Genomic DNA, 24480 nt, shown 5'->3' on the forward strand with positions numbered 1-24480 from the left:
TCGTCCCGCCGCCGCCCGAGCTAGCCGACCGGAACCGGGGCCACTTCCACCGGGCTCGTCCGCACCCCGCGCCGACGGTCGCGGACCCACGCGATCACCCGGCACACCAAGTAGATCAAGAAAGAAATCGAAGTCACGAACGCGCTCACCGGCAACCCCGGGGCCAGCGACAGCACGATCCCGCCCAGTGCGGAAATCTCCGCGAACACCACCGACAACACCGTCGCGCGCAGCGGGCTCGCCGTCACCCGGGCGGCGGCCGCAGCAGGGGTCACCATCAAAGCGACCACCAGCAGTGACCCGACCACCTGCACGCTCAGCGCCGTCGCAACACCGACCAGCAGGGAAAACAGCACCGTCAGCGTCTTGACCGGAACCCCGCGCGCCTCGGCGACCGCGCGGTCGACGCTGGCGAACAGCAGCGGCCGGTAGATCAGCGACAGCACGGCCAGCACCGCGGCCGCGGAGATCACCAAGGCGGTCAGGTTCGTGCTGTCCACGGTGATGATCTGACCGGTCAGGATGCCGAATTTGTTCGCCGACCGTCCTTTGTAGAACGACAGCAGCAGGACGCCCATGCCCAGCCCGAAGGACAGGATCACGCCGATGACCGAATCGCGGTCGGAGTCGCGGATCCCCAGAATTCCCAGCAGCAGCGCGGCGGCCACCGCACCGGCCAGTGCGCCGTATTCCACGCCGACGCCAAGCAGCAGTGCGGCCGCCGCGCCGGTGAAGGCCAGTTCGGACGTGCCGTGCACCGCGAAGGACATGCGGCGCATCACGATCAGCGGGCCGAGCACGCCGGCCAGCAAGCCAAGCACCGCAGCGGCGATCAGCGCGATGCGGACGCTGTCCAGTTCCGCGATCAGCTCCCACGTCTTGGCGAAGTCGAACATGCCGTCCAAGGCTCAGCCCACTGCTTCCTGCTCGTGGTGATGCGGTTGGTCCTCGCACAGCGCGCTTTGCGCACCGGCGATGTGGATCTGCCCGCCGACGCGCAGCACCTCGATCTTCGTTCCGTACAGCTCCGACAGCGTCTCCGAGGTCATCACCTCGTCCGGCTTGCCGATCCGGAACTGGCCGTTCACCAGGTAAAGCACGCGGTCGACGAACTGCAGCACCGGGTTGATCTCGTGCGTCACGAACAGCACCGCGGACCCGGCATCGCGGCGTCGCGCGTCGATCAGTTCGCTGACCGCGCGCTGGTGCGCCAGGTCCAGCGACAGCAGCGGTTCGTCGCACAGCAACACCGTCGGGTCGCCGACCAGCGCCTGCGCCACCCGGAGCCGTTGCTGCTCGCCGCCGGACAACCGGCCGACCGGTTGTTTCGCGTAGCGCGTGCCGCCGACCGATTCGATCGCCGACGCGACGCGGCGTTTCCGTTCGCGCATTCCGGCCAGGCCCGGTCCCCAGCGGTGACCGTCCAGCCCGAGGCCGACCAGGTCGACGCCGCGCAGCGTGAGCGAATCGTCGATCGCTCGCTGCTGCGGGATGTAGCCGACCTTGCGGTTCGCGCCGCCGGGACGGCCGCCGGCGATTTCCACCGTGCCCGCCGACAGCGACTGCATGCCCAGCAACGCCTTGAGGAAGCTGCTTTTGCCGGAACCGTTCGGGCCGAGGACGGCCAGGAATTCGCCCGGCTCGACGTCCAGGTCCAAACCGGACCAGAGGGTGCGGTCGCCGAAGGCGAGCCCGGCCCCGCGCACGCGGACCGCGGGGCCGGCTTCCGGAAGCTGGACGGACATCAGCTGTTCAGAGCCCCCGACAGCGCGTCCACATCCTTGGTCATCCAGTCAATGTAGCCCGTGACGTTCGCCGGGAGCGTCTCGGATACGTCGACCACCGCGACCCCGGACGCCTTCGCGTCGGCGACTGCCTGCTTGGTCAGCGGGGTGACCGTCTGCACGTTGTTGACCAGCGCCTTCACCTGCTTTTCCTTGATCAGCTTGGTGAACTCGGAGACCGCCGCGGCGGGCACGTCGGTCTCGTTCTCGATCGCGTCGGAGAACGCCTTCGGGGTGGCGTCGGCGATCTTCGCGGTCTTCAGCAGGTAGTGCGCGACCGGTTCGGTGACGACGACCTTCGTGTCCGGGTGCGCGGCGCCCAGCGCGGACACCTTCTTGATCAGGCCGTCGAGCTGGCCCTTGAAGGTCTTGGCGTTGTCCTCGAACTTCTGCTTCGACGCGGGCTGGATCTCGCCGAGCGCGGCCGCGACCTGGTCGGCGACCTTCTCGACGCCCGGCAGGTCATACCAGACGTGCTCGTTCTCCTCGCCCGGCTTGGCGATGTCGTAGGCGACCAGTTTCTTCGCCGAAGCCGCCTCCCCGGACAGCTTGGTGAAAAACTCGTCGTAGCCGCCGCCGTTGGCCAGAGTCAGCTGGGCTTTCTTGGCGGCGAGCGCGTCGTCGGCGGTGGACTCGTACGAGTGCGGGTCGGCCGACGGGTCGTGAATGATCGACGTGACCTGCACTTTGTCGCCCCCGACGGCGGACGCGACGCTGCCCCAGACATCGGTGGAGGCGACGACCTTCACCTGATCGCCCGTTCCCCCTCCCGCCCCGGAACCGGTCGAGGACGTGCTGGAGCACGCGCCGAGCGCGAACACAGCCAGAGCCGACGCGGCGGCGAGAACGCTCGTGGTGCGGCGGGAAGTCATCGGGCACTCCTGGGTCGAACTGCTAATGGAAACCGTTGTCAGATTCACTTTACCCCATCCGAACGGCGAGCCTCACTCCACCGGGTGGCCGTACCGGCTCTTGATCACCGAGAGGATCGAGACGCTCACCACAGGGGTGTCGCTTCTGGAAAACGATCTGAACCGTTACGGTTTGCGGATGGGCCGTCCTATTCGCACCCGGAGGCAGGCGACATTGGCGTCGCTCGCGGCGGAACTCGGGGTGTCCAGGACCACCGTGTCCAACGCCTACAACCGCCCGGATCAGCTCTCCCCGGAACTGCGCCGCAGGGTGCTCGAGACCGCGCGGCGGCTCGGCTACCCCGGCCCGGACCCGGTCGCTCGTTCGCTGCGCACCCGCAAGGCGGGCGCGGTCGGGCTGCTGCTGACCGAGAACCTCTCCTACGCCTTCCGTGACCCAGCCGCCGTGGGCGTGCTCGAAGGACTCGCGCTGGCCTGCGAGGACGCGGGCGTCGGCCTGCATCTCGTGCCGGCCAGCCCCGGTCGCGAGGACCTCGCCGCGGTGCACCGCGCGGGCGTGGACGGGTTCGTCGTGTACTCCGTGCCGGACGACGACCCGCATCTCGCGGCCGTCCTGGAACGGCCCGTGCCGACGGTGATCATCGACCAGCCCCGCATCGAGGGCGTGGACCGCGTCGGCCCGGACGACGCGGCCGCCGTCACCCAGCTCGCCGACCATCTGGTGGCGCTCGGCCACCGGCAGATCGGCGTTCTCTGCATGCGGCTCGGCCGCGAGCGCAACGACGACTTCGTGACCTCCGAACGCCAGAGCGGCGCGCACTTCCACGTGCAGCGCACCCGGCTGGAAGCCCTGGCGACGGCGTTCTCCTCAGCCGGGGTCGACTGGGCGACCGTCCCGGTGGTCGAGCGCTTCGACCACACGGTGGACGACGGCGCCTCTGCCGCGCGTCAGCTGCTGGACGCGTATCCGCAGGTCACCGCTCTGGTCTGCACCTCAGACATCCTCGCGCTCGGCGCGCTGGCCGAGGCCGCTCGACGCGGGCTGCGGGTGCCGCTCGACCTCACGGTGACCGGTTTCGACGGCATCGCCGAGGCGGAGCGCTCCGGGCTCACGACGGTGCATCAGCCGGTGCTGGAGAAGGGCAAGGTGGCCGGACGGCTGCTGCTCAGCTCGGCCGAGCGGGTCGGGCCGAAGGTGATCACCTTGCCGACTGAGCTGCGGATCGGGCGGACGTCGGCGCCGCCGCGGACGGTCGAGGAGCCCTGGTTCGGCGGCTGAGCGGCTCACCCCAGCCTTTGCCGTGATTTCCGGCCCACCGCATTGTGCGCGTGGGCCCGGGCCGGTTCCATGGGAAGAACCGCCCGCGTCCCGCGGGGAAGCGCAGGCCGAAAGGTGCCCGATGACCTCCATCGACGTGCTGCTCAAGCGTAATCAGGAAATCGGGGACATCGTTCCCGGCGACCGGTCCTCCCCCAAGCCGTCGCTGCAGGTGTCGATCCTGACCTGCATGGACGCGCGGATCCGGGTGTTCGAGATCTTCGGTCTGCTCCAGGGCGAGGCGCACGTGCTGCGCAACGCGGGCGGCGTGGTCACCGACGACATGATCCGCTCGCTGGCGCTCAGCCAGCGCAAACTCGGCACCCGCGAGGTGCTGATCGTCCAGCACACCGACTGCGGTCTCTCCACGGTCACCGAGGACGACTTCAAAGACGAGCTGGAGTCCGCCACCGGGCTGCGGCCGACCTGGGCGGTCGAGGCGTTCCGCAAGGTCGAGGACAGCGTGCGCACCTCGATGGAGCGCGCCCGGCGCAGCGACTTCCTCCTGCACAACGACAACGTGCGCGGATTCGTCTACGACGTGAAGGCCGGGAGCCTGACCGAAGTCAAGTAACTGCCGTCGTATTCAATGGCGGGGTGGCAGTTGACACCGATGTTCTGATCGATTGGTTCGCCGACGTCGGCCGGGACCTGCCGTGGCGGGAACCGGACTGCTCGGCGTGGGGCGTACTGGTCAGCGAAATCATGCTGCAGCAGACGCCGGTCTCGCGCGTGCAGCCGATCTGGCTGGAGTGGATGGCCCGCTGGCCGGTGCCCTCAGCGCTGGCCGCGGAGACCACCGGCGAGGTCGTGCGCGCATGGGGCAAGCTCGGCTACCCGCGTCGCGCGCTTCGGCTGCATGCCGCCGCCACCGTCATCGCTCAGGAGCACGGCGACGTCGTTCCGTCCGATGTGGACACACTGCTCGCGCTGCCCGGCATCGGCGCGTACACGGCGCGCGCGGTGGCGGCGTTCGCGTACGGCAAGCGTGCGGCGGTCGTGGACACGAACGTCCGGCGAGTGGTCGCGCGGGCCGTTCATGGCGCGGGGGACGCTGGTCCGGCGTCGAATACCCGCGATATGGCGGACGTCGAGGCGTTGCTTCCCGCTGAGGACGCGCCCGCGGCGAAGCTGTCCGCGGCGTTGATGGAGCTGGGCGCGCTGATCTGCACGGCTCGGTCGCCGAAGTGCGCGGACTGCCCGATTTACGCCGATTGCGCGTGGCAGCACAACGGTCGTCCCGAATACGCGGGTCCGGCCAAGCCGGTGCAGAAGTTCGCCGGGACCGACCGGCAGGTGCGCGGACTGCTGCTGGACGTCCTGCGCGGCAGCGAGGGGCCGGTCGAGAAGGCGCGGCTGGATCTGGTGTGGCACGAATCCGGCCAGCGCGACCGATGCCTGGATTCGCTGCTCGTGGACGGTCTGCTGGAGCAAACCCACGACGGGCTCTTCGCGCTTCCCGGGGAACACTGACGCACTACGACGAAAGTCGGCAAAAAGTTGTCCCCTCCGGGGCGCCGGGTTAGCTTTCCCCCGTCGCACTTGCAGGCTGAGGAGTTCCATATGGGGGAAGCAACGCGTCGTGCCGTCTTGAAGGGCGGCCTCACCGTCACTGCCGTGGGTGCTTTGGGCTTCGCCACGGCGAGATCCGCGGCCGCCGTCACCACGCCAGTCATCCATTCGACGGCCGAGTGGAACGCCCGGCCCGCCTCGGGCGCGATCGTGGTGGAGAACCACAAGCCGACGTACATCGTGGTGCACCACACGGTCGACCCCGGCAACAACACCGACTACTCGCTGGCGCACGCCCTGCAGATCTCGCGGGACATCCAGAACTTCCACATGGACACCCGCGGCTGGATCGACACCGGCCAGCAGTTCACGAACAGCCGTGGCGGCTTCGTCACCGAGGGGCGGCACCGCAGCCTCGAAATCCTGCGCGGCGGGAAACAGCACGTGCAGGGCGCGAACGTCGCCAACCACAACAGCGAATGCCTCGGCATCGAGAACGAAGGCCTCTACAGCACGGTCGACGTGCCGGTCGCGCTGTGGAATTCACTCGTGCAGCTGATCGCCTACATCGCGCACCAATACGGCATCACGCCCGAGTTCATCAAGGGCCACCGCGATTTCAACTCGACCGAGTGCTGTGGCCAGGTCCTCTACAACCGGCTCCCAGAGCTGCGCAAAGCGGTCGGCCAGCAGCTCGGCCTGTCCGTCGCGAGCCTGGAGGCACCGGAGTGGCCGCTGCTCAAACCGGGTGACACCGGGTCGCGGGTGATGACCGCGCAACGGTTCCTCCGCGCGGCCGGGTTCGGCGTGCCCACTGACGGCGTGTTCGGCAAGGCGACCGCGAACGCGGTGTCCGCACTGGCCGTCGAGCACGGGCTTTCCCGCGACAGCTGCACCGCGGCCCGGGCCAGCGACGAATCCGCCTACCTCGGCTCGGACGTCTGGCCGTTGATCGTGCCGGCGGACCGCTCGACCGCCGCGTGGCGCACCGAGCTGGCCCGCTGACCGGGGACGCCTCACGTGTGCCAGCGAGGGCGGCGCACGTGAGGCGTCACAGGCCGGACAAGAACGCCTCCACCGCGCCGCGATACGTCTCCGGGGCCTCGGCGTGCGGCAGATGCGCCGAACCGGGCACGATCAGGTGCTTCGCGCCGGGCACCCGCGCCGCGACCTCGGCTTGCTGACCAGCGGGCATCGCGGTGTGCTCGCCCTCGACCAGCAGCAGCGGACAGCGGATACCGTCCACAATGGACCAATAGTCCCGGCGGCCCCATTCGGCGGCGATCTCGTACAGGTTCTCCAGGTCGGCGATCAGGTGGTAGCCGTCTTCGCGTTCCTCGACGCATTCGGTGAAGTAGTCGCCCGCGGTGCCGAAGAACTCGCGCACGTGCGCCAGCGATTCGAACGGCACCGGCCAGCTCTCGAAGTAGCCACGCCAGGTCTCGACGGTGCGCCCGCGCTGGTCCGGGGCGAAATCCTCGCTGACGACCGCACGCACCAGCTCCGGGTACTTCGCCGCGGTGGCCCACGCGTGCAATCCGCCCATCGAATGCCCGATCAGCACGGACGGACCGAGGTCGGCCAGCACTTCCGCGACGTCCTCGGCGAACCGCTCGGTGGTCCACGGTCCGGTGTGCGGCGCGCGGCCGTGCCCACGGGCGTCGAGGGCGCGCACCCGGCCGTACCGCTTGAGCCATTGTGCGACCGGCCACCACGTTCTGGCGCGGCCCATCAGCCCATGCAACAGCAAGATCGACACGCCAGGGCGTTCGTCGCCGCCGAAGTCGATCAGGCCTGGTCGCATTAATCCTCCCGGGTTTTCCCGGCTACTTCATCACAAACCTGCCTCTAGGGTGAAGGAATGCGCAGCCGTCCGACCGCCGTCCTCGCCCTCATCGGCGTGCTTGCGCTGTCCGTGTGCAGCCCCGCCGAGCCCGCCGCTCCGCCACCGCCGCCGATGCGTCCGGCACCGGGCGCGAACAGCGCGGGCGACCCGTACTTCCCCGACGACGGCAACGGCGGATACGACGCCCTCGACTACCACGTCGACGTCAGCTACGACCCGCCGAGCGGCCGCCTCGACGGCGACACCACGGTCTCCGCGAAAGCCACCCAGGACCTCAGCCGCTTCGACCTCGACCTGCGCGGGCTGGACGTCGCCGCGGTGGAGATCGACGGGAAACCGGCGAAGTACAGCCGGGAGAAGAACAAGCTGGTCGTGACTCCGGCCGAGCCGCTGCGGTCGGGTTCGACGTTCCGGACGCGCGTGCATTATTCGGGTGTTCCGGCGAAAACTCCGCACGACGGCGGATCGGAGAACGGCTGGGCCCGCTCCGACGACGGCGGCGCGTACCTGGTCGGCGAGCCGCATTCGGCGTCGTTCTGGTACCCGGTCAACGAAACCCCGCGCGACAAGGCGACCTTCACGTTGACCGCGCACGTGCCCACCGGCTGGACGGTGCTGTCCAACGGCCGCGAGCAGGGCACCAGCGCCAAGGACGGCAAGACCACCACGACGTGGGCCGATCCGAACCCAGTGGCCAGCTACCTGACCACGATCGCGATCGACAAGTTCACCGTGCGGCGCTCCACGCTGCCGGACGGCACGCCGATCGTCTCCGGCTACGCACCCGGCGCCGAACCCCGCGAGGCCACCGGCGACCGGCTGCCGGAAGTGATCGCGTTCTTGGAGAGCAAGTTCGGCAAATACCCGCAGAGCGCGGCCGGCGGGATTTACCTCGACGAGGACATCCATTTCTCCCTGGAAACGCAAACCCGTCCGACTTATGCGAAATGGGCGGAAATCCTGACCATGGTGCACGAGAACGCGCACCAGTGGTTCGGCGATTCGGTGTCGCTCAACTCGTGGGCGGACATCTGCCTGAACGAATGCTTCGCGTCGTACGCGCAGTGGATGTGGGGCGAACGCGAGGGCCAGAACCTGGACGACCGTTACCGCGCGGCAGTCGAAATCACCAAGGGCAGCACGGATTTCTGGGGACAGAAGCTCGTCGACATGGGGCCGGAGCACCTGTTCGAGGGCGCGTATGACAAGGGGATTCTGGCCGTGCACGCGCTGCGCCGGGAGCTGGGCGAACCGGGATTCGAGAAGGTGCTGCACGAATGGGTAAGCCAGCACCGCAACAGCAACGCGACGTGGGCGGATTTCGAGAAGCTAGTGTCGAAGGTCGCCGGACGCGATTTGAGCGGGTTCCTCAACGACTGGTTCCACGGGACGAAAGTGCCGTCGGACGCCGATCTCTATCCGGGCGGGTTGCGGCCCTGACTGCCGAGCAACGACCTGGTCAGGCTGCTGCGAGCGTCGTTCATCTCGGTTAGAGCCTCACCGAGTTCGGGGTCGCCGACCCGGACTGGTTCGTCAGGCCTCAGCGTCAGCGCAAGCAGGGACGCCCGGCGAAGCAGTTCTTTCATGAACGACGCCGTGACGCCGTCTGTCGCCTCGACCACCGGGGCCAGCTCAGCCGTCAGTTCCAAGCCGCGGGAGTACAGGCGCAGCAACGCTTCCCGGCCTGTCGCGTCCGGCAACGGCACCTCCACCGCCAGGTCGACTCGGCCAGGACGGTCTGCCAGCGCTTTCTCCAAGCTGCTCGCCCGGTTGGTGGTGAGCAGAAAGGTGACATCCGCGTCGCCGCCGACGCCGTCCATCGCGTCGAGCAGGCTGAACAGCAGCGGCGTCGGGCCGTGCACGAGGTCGCGGTCCTCGGCGATCAGGTCGACGTCCTCCAGCACTATGAGGCTCGGCTGCAACCGTCGCGCTAGCGAAGCGGCTTTCGAGATGAACCGCATCGCAGTGCCGGTCAGGATCACGACAGTGCAATCCGGGAGCTGGCCCATCAGGTATCGCACGGTGTGCGTTTTCCCGGTGCCCGGCGCGCCGTGCAGCAGGAGACCGCGCTTCAGATGCTGGCCCGCTGCCGCCAGGCGCGCACCGTGTTCGGCGATGCCGATGGTGTGCCGCTCGATCGCTTCCAGAACACCGTCCGGCAGCACCACGTCTTCCTTGCCCAGTTCCGGCCGCGGCAGGAAGGTGACCAGCTCGTTGTTCCGGTGCTCGCTCAGGCCGAACGCGATCACCTGGCCGCGCAGCACGTCGTGCTCGGTCATCAGTGCTTCGATCCGGTCGCGGGTCTCGGTGGCCGCCCGCCGATCCTCAGCGATCACTTCCAGCCGACAGTTCACCTGTCCGTACTGCGGAGCGGCACCGCGCACGCCGACCAGTACCGGGGAGCCGTCCGGTGCGACCGTGCCGACCAGCCCGAGCTGGACGACATCCGCCGCCTCGTCCGGGCCGATCGCGACCGTCGCGTAGTCCACCGCGCCCAGCTCGTAGTGGCCGTGCTGTTTGGCCGTGACCAGCATGCCGACCAGGTCCTCGTGACCGCGCAGACCACCGGCGATGCCGAACCAGTCGGTGCCGATCCCGTGCTCGGTGAGATACGCGTCGACCCCGGACTGGATGGTCGCGTGTTCCCAGTCCTCGAAGTTGCGCGTGACCACCAGCGCCTGCGCGAGCGGCACCCCGAGGTGCCCGGTGACGCGGTCGATCAGCTCATTCCTGTTGCCCGAACCGGCCGACTCGGCCGCAGCTTTCACGAGGCGCTGCAGGTTGCGGGCCAATTCGGTGCCAAAGACTTCTTCGTCCCCCATGTGAGCAGAGTGGCACGAACCGCGAAAACGAGCCAGCCGTTAGTACGCTGGGGGCATGGCAGTGGTCAAGATCAACGCAATCGAAGTCCCTGAAGGCGCCGGCCCGGAGCTGGAGAAGCGCTTCGCCGCGCGGCTGCACTCCGTCGACAACCAGGAGGGGTTCCTCGGCTTCGAGCTGCTCCGTCCGATCGCGGGCGAGACGCGCTACTTCGTGTACACGAAGTGGGAAACCGAGGAGCACTACCAGGCCTGGGCGGGCGGTCCGGCGCGCGAGGCGCACGCGGGCGAGCGCAAGAATCCGGTGTCGACCGGCGCGAATCTGCTGGAATTCGAGGTCGTGCAGGCATCGAAGCCGGGTGAGTGACGAACTCGCCCGCGCCGCCGAGCTGATCCGCGGTGCCGGCGCGCTGCTCGTGTGCGCCGGCGCCGGGATGGGCGTCGACTCCGGCCTGCCCGATTTCCGGGGCGGGGAAGGGTTTTGGCGCGCGTATCCGCCGTACGCCGGGCTCGGGCTGCGGTTCGAGGAGCTGGCCGACCCTCGGCACTTCGCCTCGGATCCAGAGCTGGCCTGGGGTTTCTACGGGCACCGGCTCGAGCTGTACCGGAAAACGACGCCGCACCGCGGGTTCGGTCTGCTTCTCGAATGGGGGCTGGCGAAACCGGGCGGCGCGCGGGTGTTTACGTCCAATGTGGACGGACAGTTTCAGGCGGCGGGATTTCCGCATGTCGCCGAGGCGCACGGGTCGATCCATCATCTGCAGTGCCTGGCCGGGTGTTCGCGGGAGATCTGGTCGGCCGCGGACATCGCGGTCGAGCTCGACGAGGCGACGATGCGCGCCCGGCCGCCGTTGCCGTCCTGTCCGCGTTGCGGCGGCTTGGCCCGCCCGAACATCCTGATGTTCGGCGATTTCGACTGGGTTCCCGACCGGAGTCAGGAACAGCTGGACGAACTGGCCGCGTGGCGTCGTACGCATCGCGACGTGGTGGTGGTCGAAATCGGTGCCGGACAAGCGGTTCCGACGGTACGGCGGTATTCCGAACTCGCCAGCGCGGCGACGGGTGCGTTGATCCGGATCAATCCGCGCGAACCGCGGATCCGGCACGGACGCGGGATTTCGATCGCCGCCGGTGCGCTGGGGACGTTGGTCAAGCTCGTTTGAGTTCCAGCAAGGGGAACGGGCGGCCGTCCGGATCGGTCTCCTGCCTGCCGGCCACTTCGAATCCGTGGTGCAGATAGAAACCGACTGCCTGCGGGTTCTGCTCGTTCACGTCCAGCGTGAGGTCCGGGTGGCGTTCCAGCGCCGCCCGCAGCAACGCCGTGCCGACGCCGCGACCGCGGAAATCGTCGTGCACGAACAGCATTTCCAGCTTTCCCTCGGCGATTCCCGAGAAGCCCGCCGCGATTCCGTCGACCTCCGCCACGGTCAGGTCGACTTCCGGGAAGTAGAGCGGGACGCGCGCGGCGTAGTACTCGACGTCCGCCGGCGCCAGAAAGTCGTGCGTCGCCTCGACGGCGCTGCGCCAGATCTCCAGCAGCCGCGGGTACTCGGCTTCCCCGCGGCTTGGCCGCAAAGCCGTCATGGCAGTTGTACCTCCGCGTAAACCGCCCGGTGATCGCTCCCGGGCACATCGAAAGCTTGGTAATCCCGGATCGCCACCCGGCGGTCCACCAGCACGTGATCCAGCGGAACCAGCGGGACCGCCAACGTCGACCACGTCGGGACCAAACCGTCGCCGCGCGCCTCCGCCGCGTCGACATATCCGCGGGACAGCACCGTCCGCAGCGCGGCGTGGTCGAGGGTCGCGTTGAAATCGCCGGCCACCACGCGCAACCCGTGCTCGCCGATGGCGCGCGACAGGTCCCGCATCTGCTGCTCCCACTGGTAATACCCGGAATCCGGCGAACGCGGATGCGCCGCCACGATCTCCAACGTCGTCCCGCCGCCGAGATCCGCCGCCGCGCCGGGCTGATTCTGGACTGAATCGCCAGTGTAATCCTCCTCGGCAAGCGGATAGCGCGACACGATTCCGGAACCGTCCACACCGGACGCCGGGTGCAGGACGCGGTACGGCAGCGTCTGGAACAGCCCGGCTTTCTCCAGCCCGGAGATCGCGGCGGGCGTCATCTCCACCAGGTTCAGCACGTCGATCCGCTGCTCCCGGACCAGCCGCACGAGCGCCGCCGGATCGGCCTGGCCAAGGTAGAGGTTCGCCGCCAGCACGCGCACCGTCTTGCCGTGCGCCGCGGGCTGGTCGTCGGAGGCCACCCGCGGAGCGACGTACACCGCCAGCAACACAGACAACGCCAGCGCGAGACCGCCGACCCACCACCGCCGCAGCAACAGCGCGAGCGCGGCGAGCAGGACGCCGTAGATGACGACGTACGGGGTCAGCGCCAGCAGCGCGGTCAGGTACCAGCCGCTGCCGTCCCAGCCGATCGTGCGCAGCACGGCCACCGCCAGCAGCGGCAGCCCGACCAGCACGAGCAGACCCGTGACCAGCCGGGTCCGCGTCCGCGCCTCCATCACCATGATCCCGAGTATGCCGGGCACCCGCTGACAGGTCCGTGTCAGCGCCGTGTGCGCGGCTTGCCAGCGCCTGGATCCACTGTGTGCTGGAGCAACAGGAGGAGGCGACCATGTCGCACGCGATCCAGGCCGAGGGCCTGGTCAAGCATTTCGGGGAGACGAAGGCGCTGGACGGGGTCGACCTGGAGGTCCCGTTCGGGAAGGTGGTCGGGGTGCTCGGGCCGAACGGCGCGGGCAAGACGACGGCGGTCCGCATCCTGGCCACCCTGCTGAGACCGGACAAGGGGCACGCCACGGTCGGGGGTTACGACGTGGTCCGCGACCCGGTCCGGGTGCGCGGGCTGATCGGGCTCACCGGGCAGTACGCGTCGGTGGACGAGGACCTGAGCGGCACCGAGAACCTGGTGCTGATCGGCAAGCTGCTGAACCTGTCCCGGGCCGACGCCCGGGCGCGGGCGGCCGACCTGCTGGAGCGGTTCGAGCTGACCGACGCGGCCAAGCGGCCGATCCGGACGTATTCCGGCGGCATGCGGCGCAGGCTCGACCTGGCGGCGAGCCTCGTCGGCCGTCCCGCCGTGCTGTACCTGGACGAGCCGACCACCGGACTCGACCCGCACGCCCGCAACGAGGTGTGGGCGGTGGTCCGCAGCCTCGTCGCCGACGGCGCGACGGTGCTGCTCACCACGCAGTACCTGGAGGAGGCCGACCAGCTGGCCGACCGGATCACCGTGTTCGACCACGGCCACGTAGTCGCCGACGGCCGCGCCGACGAGCTGAAGCGGCGGGTCGGCGGGCAGACGCTGCAGGTGCGGCCGACGTCGCTGAGCGACCTCGACGAGGTCGACCGCATCCTGGCCGAACTCACCGGCGTCCGGCCGGTCCGCGACAACGCGACCGGACTGCTGACCGCGCCGGTGTCCGACCCGGTGCTGCTGTCCACACTGGTGCGCCGCCTCGACTCGGCGGGCATCACGTCCGACGAACTGGCCCTGCGGCTGCCCAGCCTCGACGAGGTGTTCCTGGCGCTGACCGGGCACGGGGCGGACGAGCCGAAGCCGAGCCGCGAACTCGAAGGGAGCCGGTCATGACGACCGCCACCGCCGCGGCCCCGCCCCGGCACATCAGTCCCGCCCAGGGCGCGAAGCACGCGTTATCCCTTGCCTGGCGGGGAATCCTGAAGATCCGCAAGAACCCGGAACAGCTGGCCGACGTCACGCTGATGCCGGTCATCTTCCTGCTGATGTTCACCTACCTCTTCGGCAACGCGCTGAGCGGTTCGATCGAGAACTACCTGCAGGCGCTCGTGCCGGGCCTGATCGTGATGAACATCCTGCAGGCGTCGCTGACCGTCGGAACCCAGCTCAACACCGACATCACCAAGGGCGTCTTCGACCGCTTCCGCTCCATGCCGATCGCTCGTTCGGCTCCATTGGTGGGCGCGGTGCTGGCGGACCTCGTGCGGTACGTGGTGTGCCTCGTGGTGCTGATGATCGTGGCGACCGTGATGGGCTTCCGCGTGCAGACCGGTCCAGGGGAGTTCGTCCTCGCGATCCTGCTGGCGATCGCGTTCGGACTGTGCTTCTGCTGGGGTTCGGTGTTCGTCGGGATGCTGATGAAGTCCCCTGGCGCGGCGCAGGGCCTGATGTTCGTCTTCATCATGCCGCTGACGTTCGGCAGCAACGTGTTCGTCTCGACGGCCACGATGCCGGGCTGGCTCAAGGCCTGGGCGGACATCAGCCCGGTGAGCCTGCTGTCCGACGTGATGCGCGGCCTGCTCAACGGCGGCGCGTACGGCGGTTCCCTGCTGGGCTCGCTGGCGTGGATGGCCGGCGCGGTCGTGGTGTTCTTCCCGCTTGCGACGTGGGCCTACCGCAAGCGGGTCTGAGGGCGTCCTTCACGGGGGTGTGGGCGCTGTGGTGAGTGTCTGTGTCCGGGTTCCACAGCCGGGCACAGACACTCACTTTTTTGTTATCCCTTGGCTTTCCAGCGCCGATGGCCGGGCGAGCAGCTCGCGCAGTGCGCTCGGGGTGCGTCCGAGGTGTGCGCGCACAGTTCGGCACAGGTGGGCCTGATCGGCGAACCCGAGGTCGGCGGCGAGGGCGGCCAAGCTGGGTTCACCTGCCTCCAGCCGGTCCAGCGCGCGGGCTACGCGCACGCGGTTGCGGTACCGGGTCAGCGACACTCCCAGTTCGCGGGTGAAGGCGCGGCTGAGCCGGTAAGGGGAGACGCCCAGCAGGGCGGCGAGCGGAATCAGGCCAGCCGCCGCGGGGTGATCGTCGCCGATCGCGGCGCGGGCTTCGGCTGTCAGTGCCCGGTCGCCCGCCTGGTCGCTGTCCGGGACGGTCGTGGCCACAACCTGTCGGACCACCGTGGCCACCAGGCCGATCAGCCCTTCGGCCGCCGCGTACTCGGGGTCGGCGGCGCGGGTGGCAGCGAGCAGCTGGCGGTGGGCGAGGTCGAGCGTGCCGTCCACGTACAGCGACGAACGGTCCAGCAGCGGTGCGTCGCCGGCGACGGTGCGCCAGAGCGCGGGGGTCAGGGTGATCGAGGTGCACCTGTCGCCCCCGGCGGGATGGGAGAAGTGCTCCTCCTCACCGGGCATCCCGAGGTAGCCGACGGTGCGGTCGAGGTCCGCACAGGCACCGCGGACGCGGCGACGGAACCCGCCGCGGCGCACGAGCACGAGCCGCACGTCGTCGCGCGGCTGCTCAGCCGACCAGCCGCGGTGATCGTCCCGGCAGTCCACCGCCCCGACGGCGAACTCCGGACGAGCAGCGAGGACGACGAAGGAGAGCACCCCTGGAGGCTACGGCGAGGGTCCGACAATCCCGGCAAGAATCTTCAAGACCTTTGGACCGGGGCCAGGCAGACTGGGGCACCAGCACACCCGTTGTCCTTGTCACAGCACGAAAAACGAAGTAGGAGACATGGCGTCCATCCGTGAAGAAGCAGTGCTCGAATCCAGTGCCGACGACGTGTGGGAGGTGATCGGCGACTTCGCCGCGGGTCCCCGGCGGATGGCACCGGGGTTCGTGCTGGACAGCCGGGCCGAGGGAGACTGCCGAGTCGTCAGCTTCGCCAACGGCACGGTCGTTCGGGAACGGCGGGTCGGCGTTGACCACGAAACCCGCCGGATCGTCTACGCGGTCATCGGCGGCGACGTCCGGCCCGAACACGACAACGCCTCCATGCAGGTCCTGGCCGACGGCGAACAGCGGTGCCGGCTGGTGTGGATCCGCGACGTGCTCCCCGACGAACTGGCCGCGCCGATGACCAAAACGATGTCGGCCGCTCTCGAGGTGATCAAACGGACCCTTGAGCACCCCCGCGATCCGCAGCCGGGATCACGCGGGTGAGGTCCCCGCGAGATGACCGGTCAGCCGCTCCCAGTTGCCGGATCCGATCGCGGCCTTCTCTTCCTCGCTGAACGGCGCGTTCTCCAGAAACGACCGGGCGACCCCGCCACTCGTGTCCAGATAAGGAAACCCGCCCGGCCGCGTGCCGAACGTGTACGGATAGTCGGTCGAATAGAGCATCCGCTCCGTCCCGACGACCTCCGCCGCCCAGCGCAGATACCGTTCGCTCACTGTGCCGCTGCCCGCGATCCAGAAGTTCCGGCGGAAGTAGTCGGCCAGCGGCTGCCGCAGTCCGGCCATTTCCCCGAGGAAGCCGACATGGTCGAGATAGAACAGCACGACCTCGCCCCAGTGCCCGGCGATCACCTGCAGTTCAGGGTGCCGGTCGAAGACTCCGGAGAAGATCATCCGCAGGTATTGCACGCCGAGGTCGTAGTACCAGCCGAGCCCGGCAGTCGCCAAAGCCGCTCCGACGCCGTTGGGCAGGCCCGAGTAGTACGCCTCCCGCACCGCCCGCACCGGGGCCTGCGGGTGGAAGTGCAGCGGGACGCGTAGCCGTTCGGCGGTTCGGTAGAGGTCGTCGAATTCCGGCGCGTCGGCCAGTTTGTCGCCGGTGCGGCCGTACAGCATCGCGCCGCGGAAGCCGAGGGTGACCGCGCGTTCCAGCTCCTCGGCGGCGGCTTCGGGCGAGGACGTCGGGAGCGTGGCGAAGGCCTGAAACCGCGTGGGATTCGCGGCGACGATCTCGGCGAGCGCGTCGTTGGCCTCGCGTGCGACGGGCACGGCGTCGGCCGCCGGAAGGTTCTGCACGCCAGGGGTGGGCAGGGACAGGACCGCGACGTCGATGCCCTGCTCGTCCATGTCGGCGAGGCGTCCGCCGCCGACGTCGCGCAAGCGTCGCGTGACCGGGTGGTCCTCGGGGTACACGTGCGGCTGGACCCCCGCCCTCGCCCACGCGTCGCGCAGGACGGGCAGGACCACGTGTTCTTCCAGGGCGACGATGCGCATGACAACTCCTCCGCTTTTCCAGTGATACCCAGTTCAGCGTATCACTGGAAACATCAGCGGAAGCAAGTTTCAGTTATCATCGATAACGGGCTACTCGGGTGAGCGTTCCGCCCGAACCGCTTCGATCGCCTCGGCCCGGTTCAGTTGCGAGGTCTCGGCCACGAGCGTCTCGTACCGTTCCGCGCCCAGATCCCGGGTCAGGCTGGCGATCAGCTCCCGGACCTCCGGGCTCCCCAGGTCGAACCGCCCGCGCACCACCGCGCTCAACGCCAGCATCCGCGCGGACGCTTCCAGCCGGCCCTGCCCGTACCGGATCCGCGCGAGCAGTTCGACCACGCCGGCCAGATCCGGCATGTCGAAGCGCCCGGCCGTCTGGTCGATCACCGCGAACACCGCGGGTTCGGCTTCGCCTGGACGGCCTTCGGCGAGCAGCAGACCGGCTTCGATGGCACCGAGCCATTCCGCCTCGAAACCTTCCGGCGTCGGCCAATCCGCGCGCGCCGACTTCATTTCCCGGAACACCTCGCGCGCCTCGGCGACGTTGTTCTCCCGAATCAGCAACTCGGCGCGGCCAAGCAACACGATCAAGTGCAATCCGTTGTTGCCGCCGGAAGACGCGTAGCGTTCCGCGGCTTCCATGTCCCGCCACGCGCCTTCTTGGTCGCCGGCGCGCGAACGTTCCACCGCCAGCCGCCACCACTGCTGCACGATGTCGTCCCGCGACCGCAGCTCCATCACCAGCCGCAGGCCCTCGGTGTACCCGGCGATCGCTCCCTCGTGGTCGCCGGACTGCGATTGCGCCGCGGCCCGGAAACCGTGCGTCATGCCGAGGCCCCAGCGGTCCCCGACCTCGGCGAAGCCTTCGTGCGCGAGCTCGCGCGCCCGGTCCGCGCCTTCGAGGTCTCCCATGTCGCCGAGGACGAAGCTCTCCGCCCAGCGCCCGGCGGCGCGGCTCCAGGCGTCGTCCCGTTCGACGGCCCGGCGGATCTCGCGCTTGGCCAGGTCCCGTTCACCGTTGAGGTAAGCGACTATCGGCAACCCGACCCACAGCCACGGATTCCGTTCCGCCGCACCGGTCTTCACGCATTCGTCGACCAGATCGGGGACGTTCACCTTCTCATGCGGACCGGCCATCGCCAGCATCAGCACCTGGCTCAGCCGCAGGCTCGCCGCGACGTCCGGCGGCAGTTTTTCGCCCAGCTCGAGCACCTCGTTGACGAACAGCGCGGCTCGCTCGTTCAGGCCGACGATGTTGAGGTACCAGAACAATCCGAACAACAGCCGGGCCGCCGATTCCGCGGCACCCGATTCGATCGCCGCTCGCAGCGCGGAGGTGAAGTTGTCGCTGTCGTGCTCGTAAACGTCGATCGCCTGCAGCTGATCCCGTCCGCGCAGCAACGGTTCGTTGCGGTGGGCCAGTTCCGCGTAGTAGGCGACCATCGCCCTCCGCATCCGTTCCTGCTCGCCGGATTCGGCGAGCCGCTCGGTCGCGTAGGCGCGCAAGGTCTCCAGCAGGCGGTACCGCATGCCCACTACGTCCACAATGGACTTCTCCACCAGCGAACCCAGTACGTACACGATTTCGCCAGCGGGAAGTTCGTCGTCCGCGCAGACGTTTTCCACTGCCTCCTCGGAGAAACTCGCCGCGAACACCGCGAGCCTGCGCGCGAGCCGGACCTCAGCTTCGCTCAGCAGATCCCAGCTCCACTCCACCACCGCGCGCAGCGTGCGCTGGCGCGGCAACGCCGTCCGGCTGCCGGAGGTGAGCAGCCGGAACCGGTCGTCGAGGCGTTCGGCGATCTGCTCGGCGGTCATCGACCGCAACCGCGCGGCGGCCAGTTCGAGCGCCAGCGGCATTCCGTCGAGCCGGCGGCAGATCTGCCGCACAGCATCCACTGTGGACTCGTCGAGCCGGAACCCCGGCCGCACCGCCATCGCGCGGTCGAGGAAAAGCCGGACGGAATCGAGCGTGCCGACGTCCGCGGGCGGCGCGGCCTCGTCCGGCACCGGCAGGGGGCCGAGCGGACACAGCGCTTCCCCGGTGATCGCCAGCGGTTCACGGCTCGTCGCGAGCACGCGCAACGCGGGCAGCCGGCGCAGCAGGTTCTCGGCCAGCTCCGCGGCCGTGTCCACGACGTGTTCGCAGTTGTCCAGCACCAGCAACGCTTCCGCGCCGCCGAGCGCCTCCACCGCGTGCTCGAACGGATCGACCTGCCGACGCCGCGCCTCGGTCTCCGTTGTACGGAGATCTCGGACTTCCAACGCGTTGAGCAGCGCGGACAACACGTCTTCGGCGTCCCGCACGCCAGCCAGCGGCACGAACCACACCAAGCCGCGCGAGTGCGCCGGGTGCCGCGAAGCCGCTTCCGTCGCGAGCCGGGTCTTGCCGGCACCGCCTGGGCCGACGAGCGTGACCAGCCGGGATCCTTCGAGCAACTCGGCCAGCAGTTTCAACTCGTCGGTGCGGCCGATGAAGCTGGTCAGCCGCTGCGGCAACCGGTCGACCACCGCGGCGACCGGCGTGTATTCGCCGCGCAGCGCACGCAGATGCACTTCCTGCAGTTCCGCCGACGGGTCGACGCCCAGTTCGTCGGCCAGCGTCGTCCGGATCGCGGAGTACGCGGCGAGCGCGTCAGCCTGACGTCCGGCAGCGGAAAGCGCACGGATTCGCAAGCCAGCCAACCGTTCCCGCAACGGATGCGCCTGCGCGGCCGCGGTGAGGTCCGCGAGCACGTCCGCGTGCCGGCCCAGCCTCAGCTCGGCTTCGAACCAGTCCTCAGTGGTCTCCGTGCGCCGCTCCTCCAGCAGAGTCGCGGGCGCGGCGGCGAAAGGCGCGTCCAGGACGTCCGCGAGCGCCGCCCCGCGCCACAACGCCAGCGCGGCCGCGAGCGATTCGGCGGCGGTACCGTCCCGGCCAGCGGCAAGCTCCCGGCGCCCTTCGGCGGACAACTGCTCGAACCGGTGGAGATCCACCGCTTCCGGCGGCACCGCGAGCCGGTAACCGCCGTTGACCGACTCCAGTTCGACCTCCGCGGGCCGCAGCGCGCGACGCAGCCGCGAGACGAGCGACTGGAGCGCGTTGGGCGCGTCGGCCGGGGGTTCAGCGCCCCACAGGCCGTCGATCAGGGACTCGGCGGGAACCGCGCGCCCGGCGTCGAGCGCGAGCCGCGAAAGGAGCATGCGAAGGCGGGCTCCGCCGATGTCGATCGGCGTGCCGTCCTCCCCCTCCGCTCGCAGCGGGCCCAGCAGCGCGACGCGCATGAGGTCCAGCTTTCCAGACGACGGCCCGGTCGTGTCGGGGCCCGACGTAAGTGTGGACTTTCGGGACAATCTGCTCACCTTGCGGTTACTGCCCGGCTCCTCGGCGCTACGTTGCGGAGGATTCACACGCAGACACAGGAGCGCCCATGAGAGCACTGCACCGCTGGCGTCGCCCGGCAGTGACCGTCGCAGCCACCCTCACCGCATTGACGCTCGGCACTGGAATCGCGTCGGCCGGACAGGACGGCTGGGACCAGCCGACCCCCGGTTCGGACGGCGCCGGAGACAGCTACTACCCCCAGGACGGCAACGGCGGGTACGAGGTCTCCGACTACGACCTCAAGGTCAACTACGCCCCGGACACCCACCAGCTCGCCGGCGTCCAGACGGTCCACGCGAAGGCGACCCAGTCGCTCAGCTCGTTCGACCTGGACCTGCGGGGCCTCACCGTCGACTCGGTCCGGGTCAACGGCGTGCCCGCGAAGTTCTCCCGCACCGGCGACCACGAACTCGTGATCACGCCGAAGTCGCCGCTGTGGAAAGGCCTGCCGTTCACCGCCGAGGTCGCCTATCACGGCGTTCCGGTGGCGATCAACGACCCGAACCTCGGCAAGAACGGCTGGCAGTTCACCAAGTCCGGCGGCGCGTTCGCGGCGGGCGAGCCGAAATCGGCCACCACCTGGTACCCAGTCAACGACACCCCGCGCAACAAGGCCCGGTTCCGGCTGTCGATCACCGTCCCGAGCGAATGGGGCGTGATCGCCAACGGCCGCGAGGTCGGCTCCTACCGGACGCGCGCGGGCACCACGCACGTCTGGGCGGAGGACACCCCGACCGCGTCGTACATGACCACGGTCGCGATCGACAAGTGGACCTTCAACAAGCGCAAGCGCGAGGACGGCACCCCGATCGTCAGCGCGTACGCGCCGGGCACTTCGGACGCCACGAAGCAGGCCGACGCCCAGCTGCCGGAGGTCATCGACTTCCTCGAATCGAAGTTCGGCAAGTACCCGGTGGACGCCGCGGGCGGCATCTACCTGACCGAGCCGATCGGGTTCTCGCTCGAGACGATGAGCCGGCCGATCTACTCCGGTCGCGCGGGCAACATCAACACGATCGTGCACGAGAACGCGCACCAGTGGTGGGGCGACACGGTTGCCGTCGACCACTGGAAGGACGTCTGCCTCAACGAATGCTTCGCGTCCTACGCGACCTGGCTGTGGGCGCAGAAGAACGGCGAGGACCTCGACGCCACCTACCTCAACGAGGTCGCGTCGGCCAGCGACGCGTTCTGGGACGGCAAGCTGTACGACATGGGGCCCGGCCACGAGTTCACCTACGTGTACTCCAAGGGCCCGGTCATGCTGCACGCGCTCAGCAAGTACATGGGACAGGCCGCGTTCGACCAGATGCTGAAGACCTGGAACTCCGTGCACCACAACGGAAACGCGAGCATGCAGGAGTTCCAGAAGTACTGTGAGAAGGTGTCCGGCATGGACTTGCAGGGCTTCTTCGACGCGTGGATCTACGGCAATGGCAAGCCGTCGGATGAGTTCCTTTACCCGGGCGACCTGAAACCGGCCGCCAAGTGACAGTTCTGCTGACAGGGTTCGCGCCCTTCGCCGGAGCGGCGACGAACCCTTCTTGGCAGGCTGCTTCGCTGGCAGCGGCGCGGCGGACGGACACGGTGGCGGTAGAGCTGCCGTGCGAGTTCGACGCGTCGCTGCCGGCGCTGCGGGCCGCGATCTTGGCGCACCGGCCGGAACTGGTCGTGTGCGCCGGGCTGGCCGGCGGACGCGAGCACGTCACGCCGGAACGAGTGGCGATCAACCTGATCGACGCCCGGATCCCGGACAACGCCGGCGCACAACCTGTCGACGTGCCGGTGGTCGAGGGCGGGCCTTCCGCGTACTTCACCACGCTGCCGGTGAAAGCGGCGGTCGCGGCGATCGAGTCGGCGGGACTGCCCGCGGCCGTGTCGTACACCGCCGGGACGTATGTGTGCAATCAGGTCTTCTACGGCCTGCTGCACCTGATCGCGACGGAGTTTCCCGGGCTGCGCGGCGGCTTCGTGCACGTGCCGGAGGAATCCCTGCTGTCGCTGGAATCGACCGCGCGTGCGCTTGAGATCGTGGTGGACACCGCGTTGACCGTGCACGAGGACGTCACGACCTCGGCTGGCACGCTGCACTGAGCCTTACTCGCCGGGCTGGACGGTCTGCTCGAAGTACTGCACCAAATCCTGCGGCCGGCGGCTCGTGTGCGACGCGCTGGTGTCCATCACGGTGCCGACCACGGGGATGCCGTCGGCCTGGTAGATCAGCAGGCCCAGCTTCGGTCCGACACCCGCGACGTAGCGGCCACTCAGCCCGGTGCGGGTGCGCCAGGTATCGGTCACGACGCGACCGGTCATGTCCTTGCGCGCACCCGGCTCGACCTGGGCGAGGGTGAGTCCTTCGTGGAACGCCACAGTGGTCTTGTCCGGGAAGCGGCACAGTGCGGTGCGCAGTGCGCCCAGGGCTTTCGCCAGTTCCGGGTCGTCTGAGCAGGTGGCGCGGGTTTGGATGGTCGGGCCGGTCAGGCGGCGCATGCACTTGGTGAGGCCGTTTTCGCCGGGCAGCGCTGGTTGTGAACCGGCGCAGGTGGTGGTGTTTGGCTGGCTGACTGATTGATTCGCCGCAGGTTTGTCGTCGCGGTTGGTGGCGAGGACGGCGGTCACGATTCCCGCGACGACCAGCACGGTCAGGGCGATCGCGCCGATCACGAGGGGTTTGCGGGACTTCTTCCGCGGTTGCTGCCATCCGGGCATGGGTGCGGGAGGCCGCTGGTTCGGGCCGGGCCGCTGGATTGGGCTGGCTTGCTGGGCCACGCCGAGCGGTGGAACCGGGCCGACTTGCTGAGCTGGGCCGGACTGTTGGCCTGGGCCAGACTGTTGGCCTGAGCCGGGCTGCTGGTTTGGGCCAGACTGTTGCTGGACAGGCGGCCAGGACGCCGGTGCCTGCATTGGTGTCGGCGCTGGCTTTGCCACTGGACGCTCGTCCACGGGCACGTGATGCAACCCGAACGCGACCGCCGTCTCCGGCTGGTCCTCGGTAGTCGGCACCACGCCCAGCGTCGACCCGACCAGCGAGGCCAGCAACGGCATCCGGCTGGGCCCGCCGACCAGATAGACACCGCCGAGCCGATCCGGCGAAAGCCCGGCCCGCGCGATCGTCGCCGCGAGCATTTCGGCGCTGCGCAACAGATTCGGCCGTACCAGCGCTTCCAATTCGGCACGGGTGACCAGGACGTCGCCGAACGGATCCGGCATCGGCACCTCGGTGTGCGCGTGCCGGGAAAGACTTTCCTTGGCGTCGCGGACGTCTTGGAGCAGCACCCGGCGCAACCGTCGATCGCTGGTCGTCTGCGGCCGGAGAAGCCGTTGCCACTGGGCCGGATCCGCGTGCGACACCGACCGTCCAATATGGACTAGGAGAGCTTGGTCGATGTCCAGGCTGCCGAGATCCGGCAACCCGTCCTCAGCCAAAACCGCGGTGCCCGCCCCGACGACCGCGCAGTCGAACGTGCCCGCCCCAAGGTCGTACACCGCGATCGGCCCGCCAGGAGCCCCTTGCTCGCGCAGAGTCGCGTAATGCGCCGCCGCGGCGACCGGCTCCGGCACCAACCGCACCTGGCCGAACCCGGCTTTCCCCGCCGCCGTACGAAGAGTCTGCTGCCGCCGCGCGCCCCACCCGGCGGGATGTGACAACCGCACCTCGTCCGGAACTCCGGAAAGCTGCCGCTCGGCCTCCTCGCCCATCCGCCGCAACACAGCGGCGAAGGCGTCGACCACCGGCACCGCCCGATCGCCGAGCAGAAGCTCGCCGTCGTCGATCCGCCGCTTGGGATTCGGCTCGAACCGGCTGGGATCCAGCCGAGCCCGCCGCTCCGCGTCCTGCCCGACGACGAGCCGCCCGTCCTCCTCCGCGTAAACCGCGGAAGACATGGTGACCGACCCGTCGACCTCGATAGCCCGCGGGCCGCGTCCAAAGGCCGCCAGAACGCCGACCGTGCTGGAAGTACCGAAGTCGATCGACAGGACGTCCACGCAGTTCCCCTCCCCAAAACCCCACGGCATCGTCTCACGGGCATGGGTGACAGATATAACTGAAACCTACTTGCCAAGTTAAGTGA

23 protein-coding genes are annotated in these 24480 nt (G+C 69.0%); 12 read left to right on the forward strand and 11 right to left on the reverse strand.

Annotated elements, in window-relative coordinates; translation table 11 throughout:
* Positions 1-20: 20 nt before the first annotated feature.
* Genes ACZ7SW_RS23280 through ACZ7SW_RS23290 form a run of 3 tightly spaced genes read right to left on the reverse strand, consistent with a single transcriptional unit; the run spans position 21 to position 2656 of the window.
* Positions 21-905 (reverse strand): metal ABC transporter permease, encoded by an 885-nt coding sequence (locus tag ACZ7SW_RS23280; protein WP_470232505.1) that lies wholly within the window; start codon positions 903-905, stop codon positions 21-23.
* 3 nt (positions 906-908) lie between these two features.
* Positions 909-1745, reverse strand: a complete 837-nt coding sequence (locus ACZ7SW_RS23285) for a metal ABC transporter ATP-binding protein (protein WP_470232506.1) — start codon at positions 1743-1745, stop codon at positions 909-911.
* Entirely contained in the window at positions 1745-2656 is a 912-nt protein-coding gene (locus tag ACZ7SW_RS23290; protein WP_470232507.1) for a metal ABC transporter solute-binding protein, Zn/Mn family, read from the reverse strand. Before ACZ7SW_RS23290 ends, ACZ7SW_RS23285 begins: the two co-directional genes overlap by 1 nt.
* Before the next feature lie 178 nt (positions 2657-2834).
* Between ACZ7SW_RS23290 and ACZ7SW_RS23295 the strand changes: the two genes are divergently transcribed.
* The 4 genes from ACZ7SW_RS23295 to ACZ7SW_RS23310 all read left to right on the forward strand — a co-directional run bounded on the left by ACZ7SW_RS23295 (position 2835) and on the right by ACZ7SW_RS23310 (position 6491).
* On the forward strand, positions 2835-3935 hold the full coding sequence (locus ACZ7SW_RS23295) for a LacI family DNA-binding transcriptional regulator (protein WP_470232508.1): 1101 nt from the start codon (positions 2835-2837) through the stop codon (positions 3933-3935).
* A gap of 121 nt (positions 3936-4056) precedes the next feature.
* Entirely contained in the window at positions 4057-4548 is a 492-nt protein-coding gene (locus ACZ7SW_RS23300; RefSeq protein ID WP_470232509.1) for a beta-class carbonic anhydrase, read from the forward strand.
* A 23-nt stretch (positions 4549-4571) separates the two neighbouring features.
* The gene (locus ACZ7SW_RS23305; protein ID WP_470232510.1) at positions 4572-5447 is read left to right on the forward strand and encodes an HhH-GPD family protein; all 876 of its coding nucleotides are present in this window, start codon (positions 4572-4574) and stop codon (positions 5445-5447) included.
* A 90-nt stretch (positions 5448-5537) separates the two neighbouring features.
* A complete protein-coding gene (locus tag ACZ7SW_RS23310) occupies positions 5538-6491 on the forward strand; it encodes a peptidoglycan recognition protein family protein (protein WP_470232511.1) in 954 nt (317 codons plus the stop codon).
* A gap of 46 nt (positions 6492-6537) precedes the next feature.
* Here ACZ7SW_RS23310 and ACZ7SW_RS23315 read toward each other — a convergent pair whose 3' ends face one another.
* Entirely contained in the window at positions 6538-7290 is a 753-nt protein-coding gene (locus tag ACZ7SW_RS23315; protein WP_470232512.1) for an alpha/beta fold hydrolase, read from the reverse strand.
* Positions 7291-7347: 57 nt separating this feature from the next.
* Between ACZ7SW_RS23315 and ACZ7SW_RS23320 the strand changes: the two genes are divergently transcribed.
* Entirely contained in the window at positions 7348-8772 is a 1425-nt protein-coding gene (locus tag ACZ7SW_RS23320) for a M1 family metallopeptidase (protein ID WP_470232513.1), read from the forward strand.
* Here the strand turns inward: ACZ7SW_RS23320 and ACZ7SW_RS23325 are convergent.
* On the reverse strand, positions 8748-10154 hold the full coding sequence (locus ACZ7SW_RS23325; RefSeq protein ID WP_470232514.1) for an AAA family ATPase: 1407 nt from the start codon (positions 10152-10154) through the stop codon (positions 8748-8750). The two genes, ACZ7SW_RS23320 and ACZ7SW_RS23325, sit on opposite strands and share 25 nt — an antisense overlap.
* Positions 10155-10209: 55 nt before the next feature.
* Between ACZ7SW_RS23325 and ACZ7SW_RS23330 the strand changes: the two genes are divergently transcribed.
* Together ACZ7SW_RS23330 and ACZ7SW_RS23335 are read left to right on the forward strand one after the other, a co-directional pair.
* Positions 10210-10518, forward strand: coding sequence for an antibiotic biosynthesis monooxygenase family protein (locus ACZ7SW_RS23330; RefSeq protein WP_067576852.1), 309 nt, complete (start codon positions 10210-10212; stop codon positions 10516-10518).
* Positions 10511-11314 (forward strand): SIR2 family NAD-dependent protein deacylase, encoded by an 804-nt coding sequence (locus ACZ7SW_RS23335; RefSeq protein WP_470232515.1) that lies wholly within the window; start codon positions 10511-10513, stop codon positions 11312-11314. The genes ACZ7SW_RS23330 and ACZ7SW_RS23335 overlap by 8 nt, the downstream gene beginning before the upstream one ends.
* Here ACZ7SW_RS23335 and ACZ7SW_RS23340 read toward each other — a convergent pair.
* Together ACZ7SW_RS23340 and ACZ7SW_RS23345 are read right to left on the reverse strand one after the other, a co-directional pair.
* A complete protein-coding gene (locus ACZ7SW_RS23340) occupies positions 11301-11735 on the reverse strand; it encodes an acetyltransferase (RefSeq protein WP_470232516.1) in 435 nt (144 codons plus the stop codon). The genes ACZ7SW_RS23335 and ACZ7SW_RS23340 overlap by 14 nt on opposite strands.
* Positions 11732-12685, reverse strand: a complete 954-nt coding sequence (locus ACZ7SW_RS23345) for an endonuclease/exonuclease/phosphatase family protein (RefSeq protein WP_470232517.1) — start codon at positions 12683-12685, stop codon at positions 11732-11734. Before ACZ7SW_RS23345 ends, ACZ7SW_RS23340 begins: the two co-directional genes overlap by 4 nt.
* Before the next feature lie 107 nt (positions 12686-12792).
* Between ACZ7SW_RS23345 and ACZ7SW_RS23350 the strand changes: the two genes are divergently transcribed.
* Positions 12793-13770: an ATP-binding cassette domain-containing protein gene (locus tag ACZ7SW_RS23350; protein ID WP_470232518.1), complete on the forward strand. Its 978-nt coding sequence runs from the start codon at positions 12793-12795 to the stop codon at positions 13768-13770.
* A complete protein-coding gene (locus tag ACZ7SW_RS23355) occupies positions 13767-14567 on the forward strand; it encodes an ABC transporter permease (RefSeq protein WP_470232519.1) in 801 nt (266 codons plus the stop codon). The genes ACZ7SW_RS23350 and ACZ7SW_RS23355 overlap by 4 nt, the downstream gene beginning before the upstream one ends.
* Before the next feature lie 72 nt (positions 14568-14639).
* Here ACZ7SW_RS23355 and ACZ7SW_RS23360 read toward each other — a convergent pair whose 3' ends face one another.
* Complete coding sequence (locus tag ACZ7SW_RS23360) at positions 14640-15479, reverse strand: helix-turn-helix transcriptional regulator (RefSeq protein WP_470232520.1); 840 nt, start codon at positions 15477-15479, stop codon at positions 14640-14642.
* Positions 15480-15609: 130 nt separating this feature from the next.
* On the opposite strand from ACZ7SW_RS23360, the gene ACZ7SW_RS23365 reads away from it, so the two are divergent.
* Positions 15610-16038 carry an SRPBCC family protein gene (locus ACZ7SW_RS23365; protein WP_470232521.1) on the forward strand — a complete coding sequence of 143 codons (429 nt, stop codon included), beginning with the start codon at positions 15610-15612 and terminating at the stop codon, positions 16036-16038.
* Here the strand turns inward: ACZ7SW_RS23365 and ACZ7SW_RS23370 are convergent.
* Positions 16027-17046, reverse strand: a complete 1020-nt coding sequence (locus tag ACZ7SW_RS23370) for an amidohydrolase family protein (protein WP_470232522.1) — start codon at positions 17044-17046, stop codon at positions 16027-16029. The genes ACZ7SW_RS23365 and ACZ7SW_RS23370 overlap by 12 nt on opposite strands.
* 90 nt (positions 17047-17136) lie before the next feature.
* Positions 17137-20307, reverse strand: coding sequence for an AfsR/SARP family transcriptional regulator (locus tag ACZ7SW_RS23375; RefSeq protein ID WP_470232523.1), 3171 nt, complete (start codon positions 20305-20307; stop codon positions 17137-17139).
* Positions 20308-20453: 146 nt separating this feature from the next.
* Here ACZ7SW_RS23375 and ACZ7SW_RS23380 point away from each other — a divergent pair, with 146 nt between their 5' ends.
* Together ACZ7SW_RS23380 and pcp are read left to right on the forward strand one after the other, a co-directional pair.
* Entirely contained in the window at positions 20454-21899 is a 1446-nt protein-coding gene (locus ACZ7SW_RS23380; RefSeq protein WP_470232524.1) for a M1 family metallopeptidase, read from the forward strand.
* Complete coding sequence (pcp, locus tag ACZ7SW_RS23385; protein ID WP_470232525.1) at positions 21896-22501, forward strand: pyroglutamyl-peptidase I; 606 nt, start codon at positions 21896-21898, stop codon at positions 22499-22501. Before ACZ7SW_RS23380 ends, pcp begins: the two co-directional genes overlap by 4 nt.
* Positions 22502-22504: 3 nt before the next feature.
* Here pcp and ACZ7SW_RS23390 read toward each other — a convergent pair whose 3' ends face one another.
* Entirely contained in the window at positions 22505-24394 is a 1890-nt protein-coding gene (locus tag ACZ7SW_RS23390) for an Hsp70 family protein (RefSeq protein ID WP_470232526.1), read from the reverse strand.
* Between the last annotated feature and the right edge of the window lie 86 nt (positions 24395-24480).

Source organism: Amycolatopsis sp. NPDC114484 (assembly GCF_055633755.1).

Bases quoted from the DNA above. Each gene is read 5' to 3' on its own strand.
- ACZ7SW_RS23285 (WP_470232506.1), bottom strand. From the start codon at position 1,745: ATGTCCGTCCAGCTTCCGGAAGCCGGCCCCGCGGTCCGCGTGCGCGGG.
- ACZ7SW_RS23290 (WP_470232507.1), bottom strand. From the start codon at position 2,656: ATGACTTCCCGCCGCACCACGAGCGTTCTCGCCGCCGCGTCGGCTCTG.
- ACZ7SW_RS23295 (WP_470232508.1), top strand. From the start codon at position 2,835: ATGGGCCGTCCTATTCGCACCCGGAGGCAGGCGACATTGGCGTCGCTC.
- ACZ7SW_RS23300 (WP_470232509.1), top strand. From the start codon at position 4,057: ATGACCTCCATCGACGTGCTGCTCAAGCGTAATCAGGAAATCGGGGAC.
- ACZ7SW_RS23310 (WP_470232511.1), top strand. From the start codon at position 5,538: ATGGGGGAAGCAACGCGTCGTGCCGTCTTGAAGGGCGGCCTCACCGTC.
- ACZ7SW_RS23315 (WP_470232512.1), bottom strand. From the start codon at position 7,290: ATGCGACCAGGCCTGATCGACTTCGGCGGCGACGAACGCCCTGGCGTG.
- ACZ7SW_RS23320 (WP_470232513.1), top strand. From the start codon at position 7,348: ATGCGCAGCCGTCCGACCGCCGTCCTCGCCCTCATCGGCGTGCTTGCG.
- ACZ7SW_RS23325 (WP_470232514.1), bottom strand. From the start codon at position 10,154: ATGGGGGACGAAGAAGTCTTTGGCACCGAATTGGCCCGCAACCTGCAG.
- ACZ7SW_RS23330 (WP_067576852.1), top strand. From the start codon at position 10,210: ATGGCAGTGGTCAAGATCAACGCAATCGAAGTCCCTGAAGGCGCCGGC.
- ACZ7SW_RS23340 (WP_470232516.1), bottom strand. From the start codon at position 11,735: ATGACGGCTTTGCGGCCAAGCCGCGGGGAAGCCGAGTACCCGCGGCTG.
- ACZ7SW_RS23345 (WP_470232517.1), bottom strand. From the start codon at position 12,685: ATGGTGATGGAGGCGCGGACGCGGACCCGGCTGGTCACGGGTCTGCTC.
- ACZ7SW_RS23350 (WP_470232518.1), top strand. From the start codon at position 12,793: ATGTCGCACGCGATCCAGGCCGAGGGCCTGGTCAAGCATTTCGGGGAG.
- ACZ7SW_RS23355 (WP_470232519.1), top strand. From the start codon at position 13,767: ATGACGACCGCCACCGCCGCGGCCCCGCCCCGGCACATCAGTCCCGCC.
- ACZ7SW_RS23365 (WP_470232521.1), top strand. From the start codon at position 15,610: ATGGCGTCCATCCGTGAAGAAGCAGTGCTCGAATCCAGTGCCGACGAC.
- ACZ7SW_RS23370 (WP_470232522.1), bottom strand. From the start codon at position 17,046: ATGCGCATCGTCGCCCTGGAAGAACACGTGGTCCTGCCCGTCCTGCGC.
- ACZ7SW_RS23375 (WP_470232523.1), bottom strand. From the start codon at position 20,307: ATGCGCGTCGCGCTGCTGGGCCCGCTGCGAGCGGAGGGGGAGGACGGC.
- ACZ7SW_RS23380 (WP_470232524.1), top strand. From the start codon at position 20,454: ATGAGAGCACTGCACCGCTGGCGTCGCCCGGCAGTGACCGTCGCAGCC.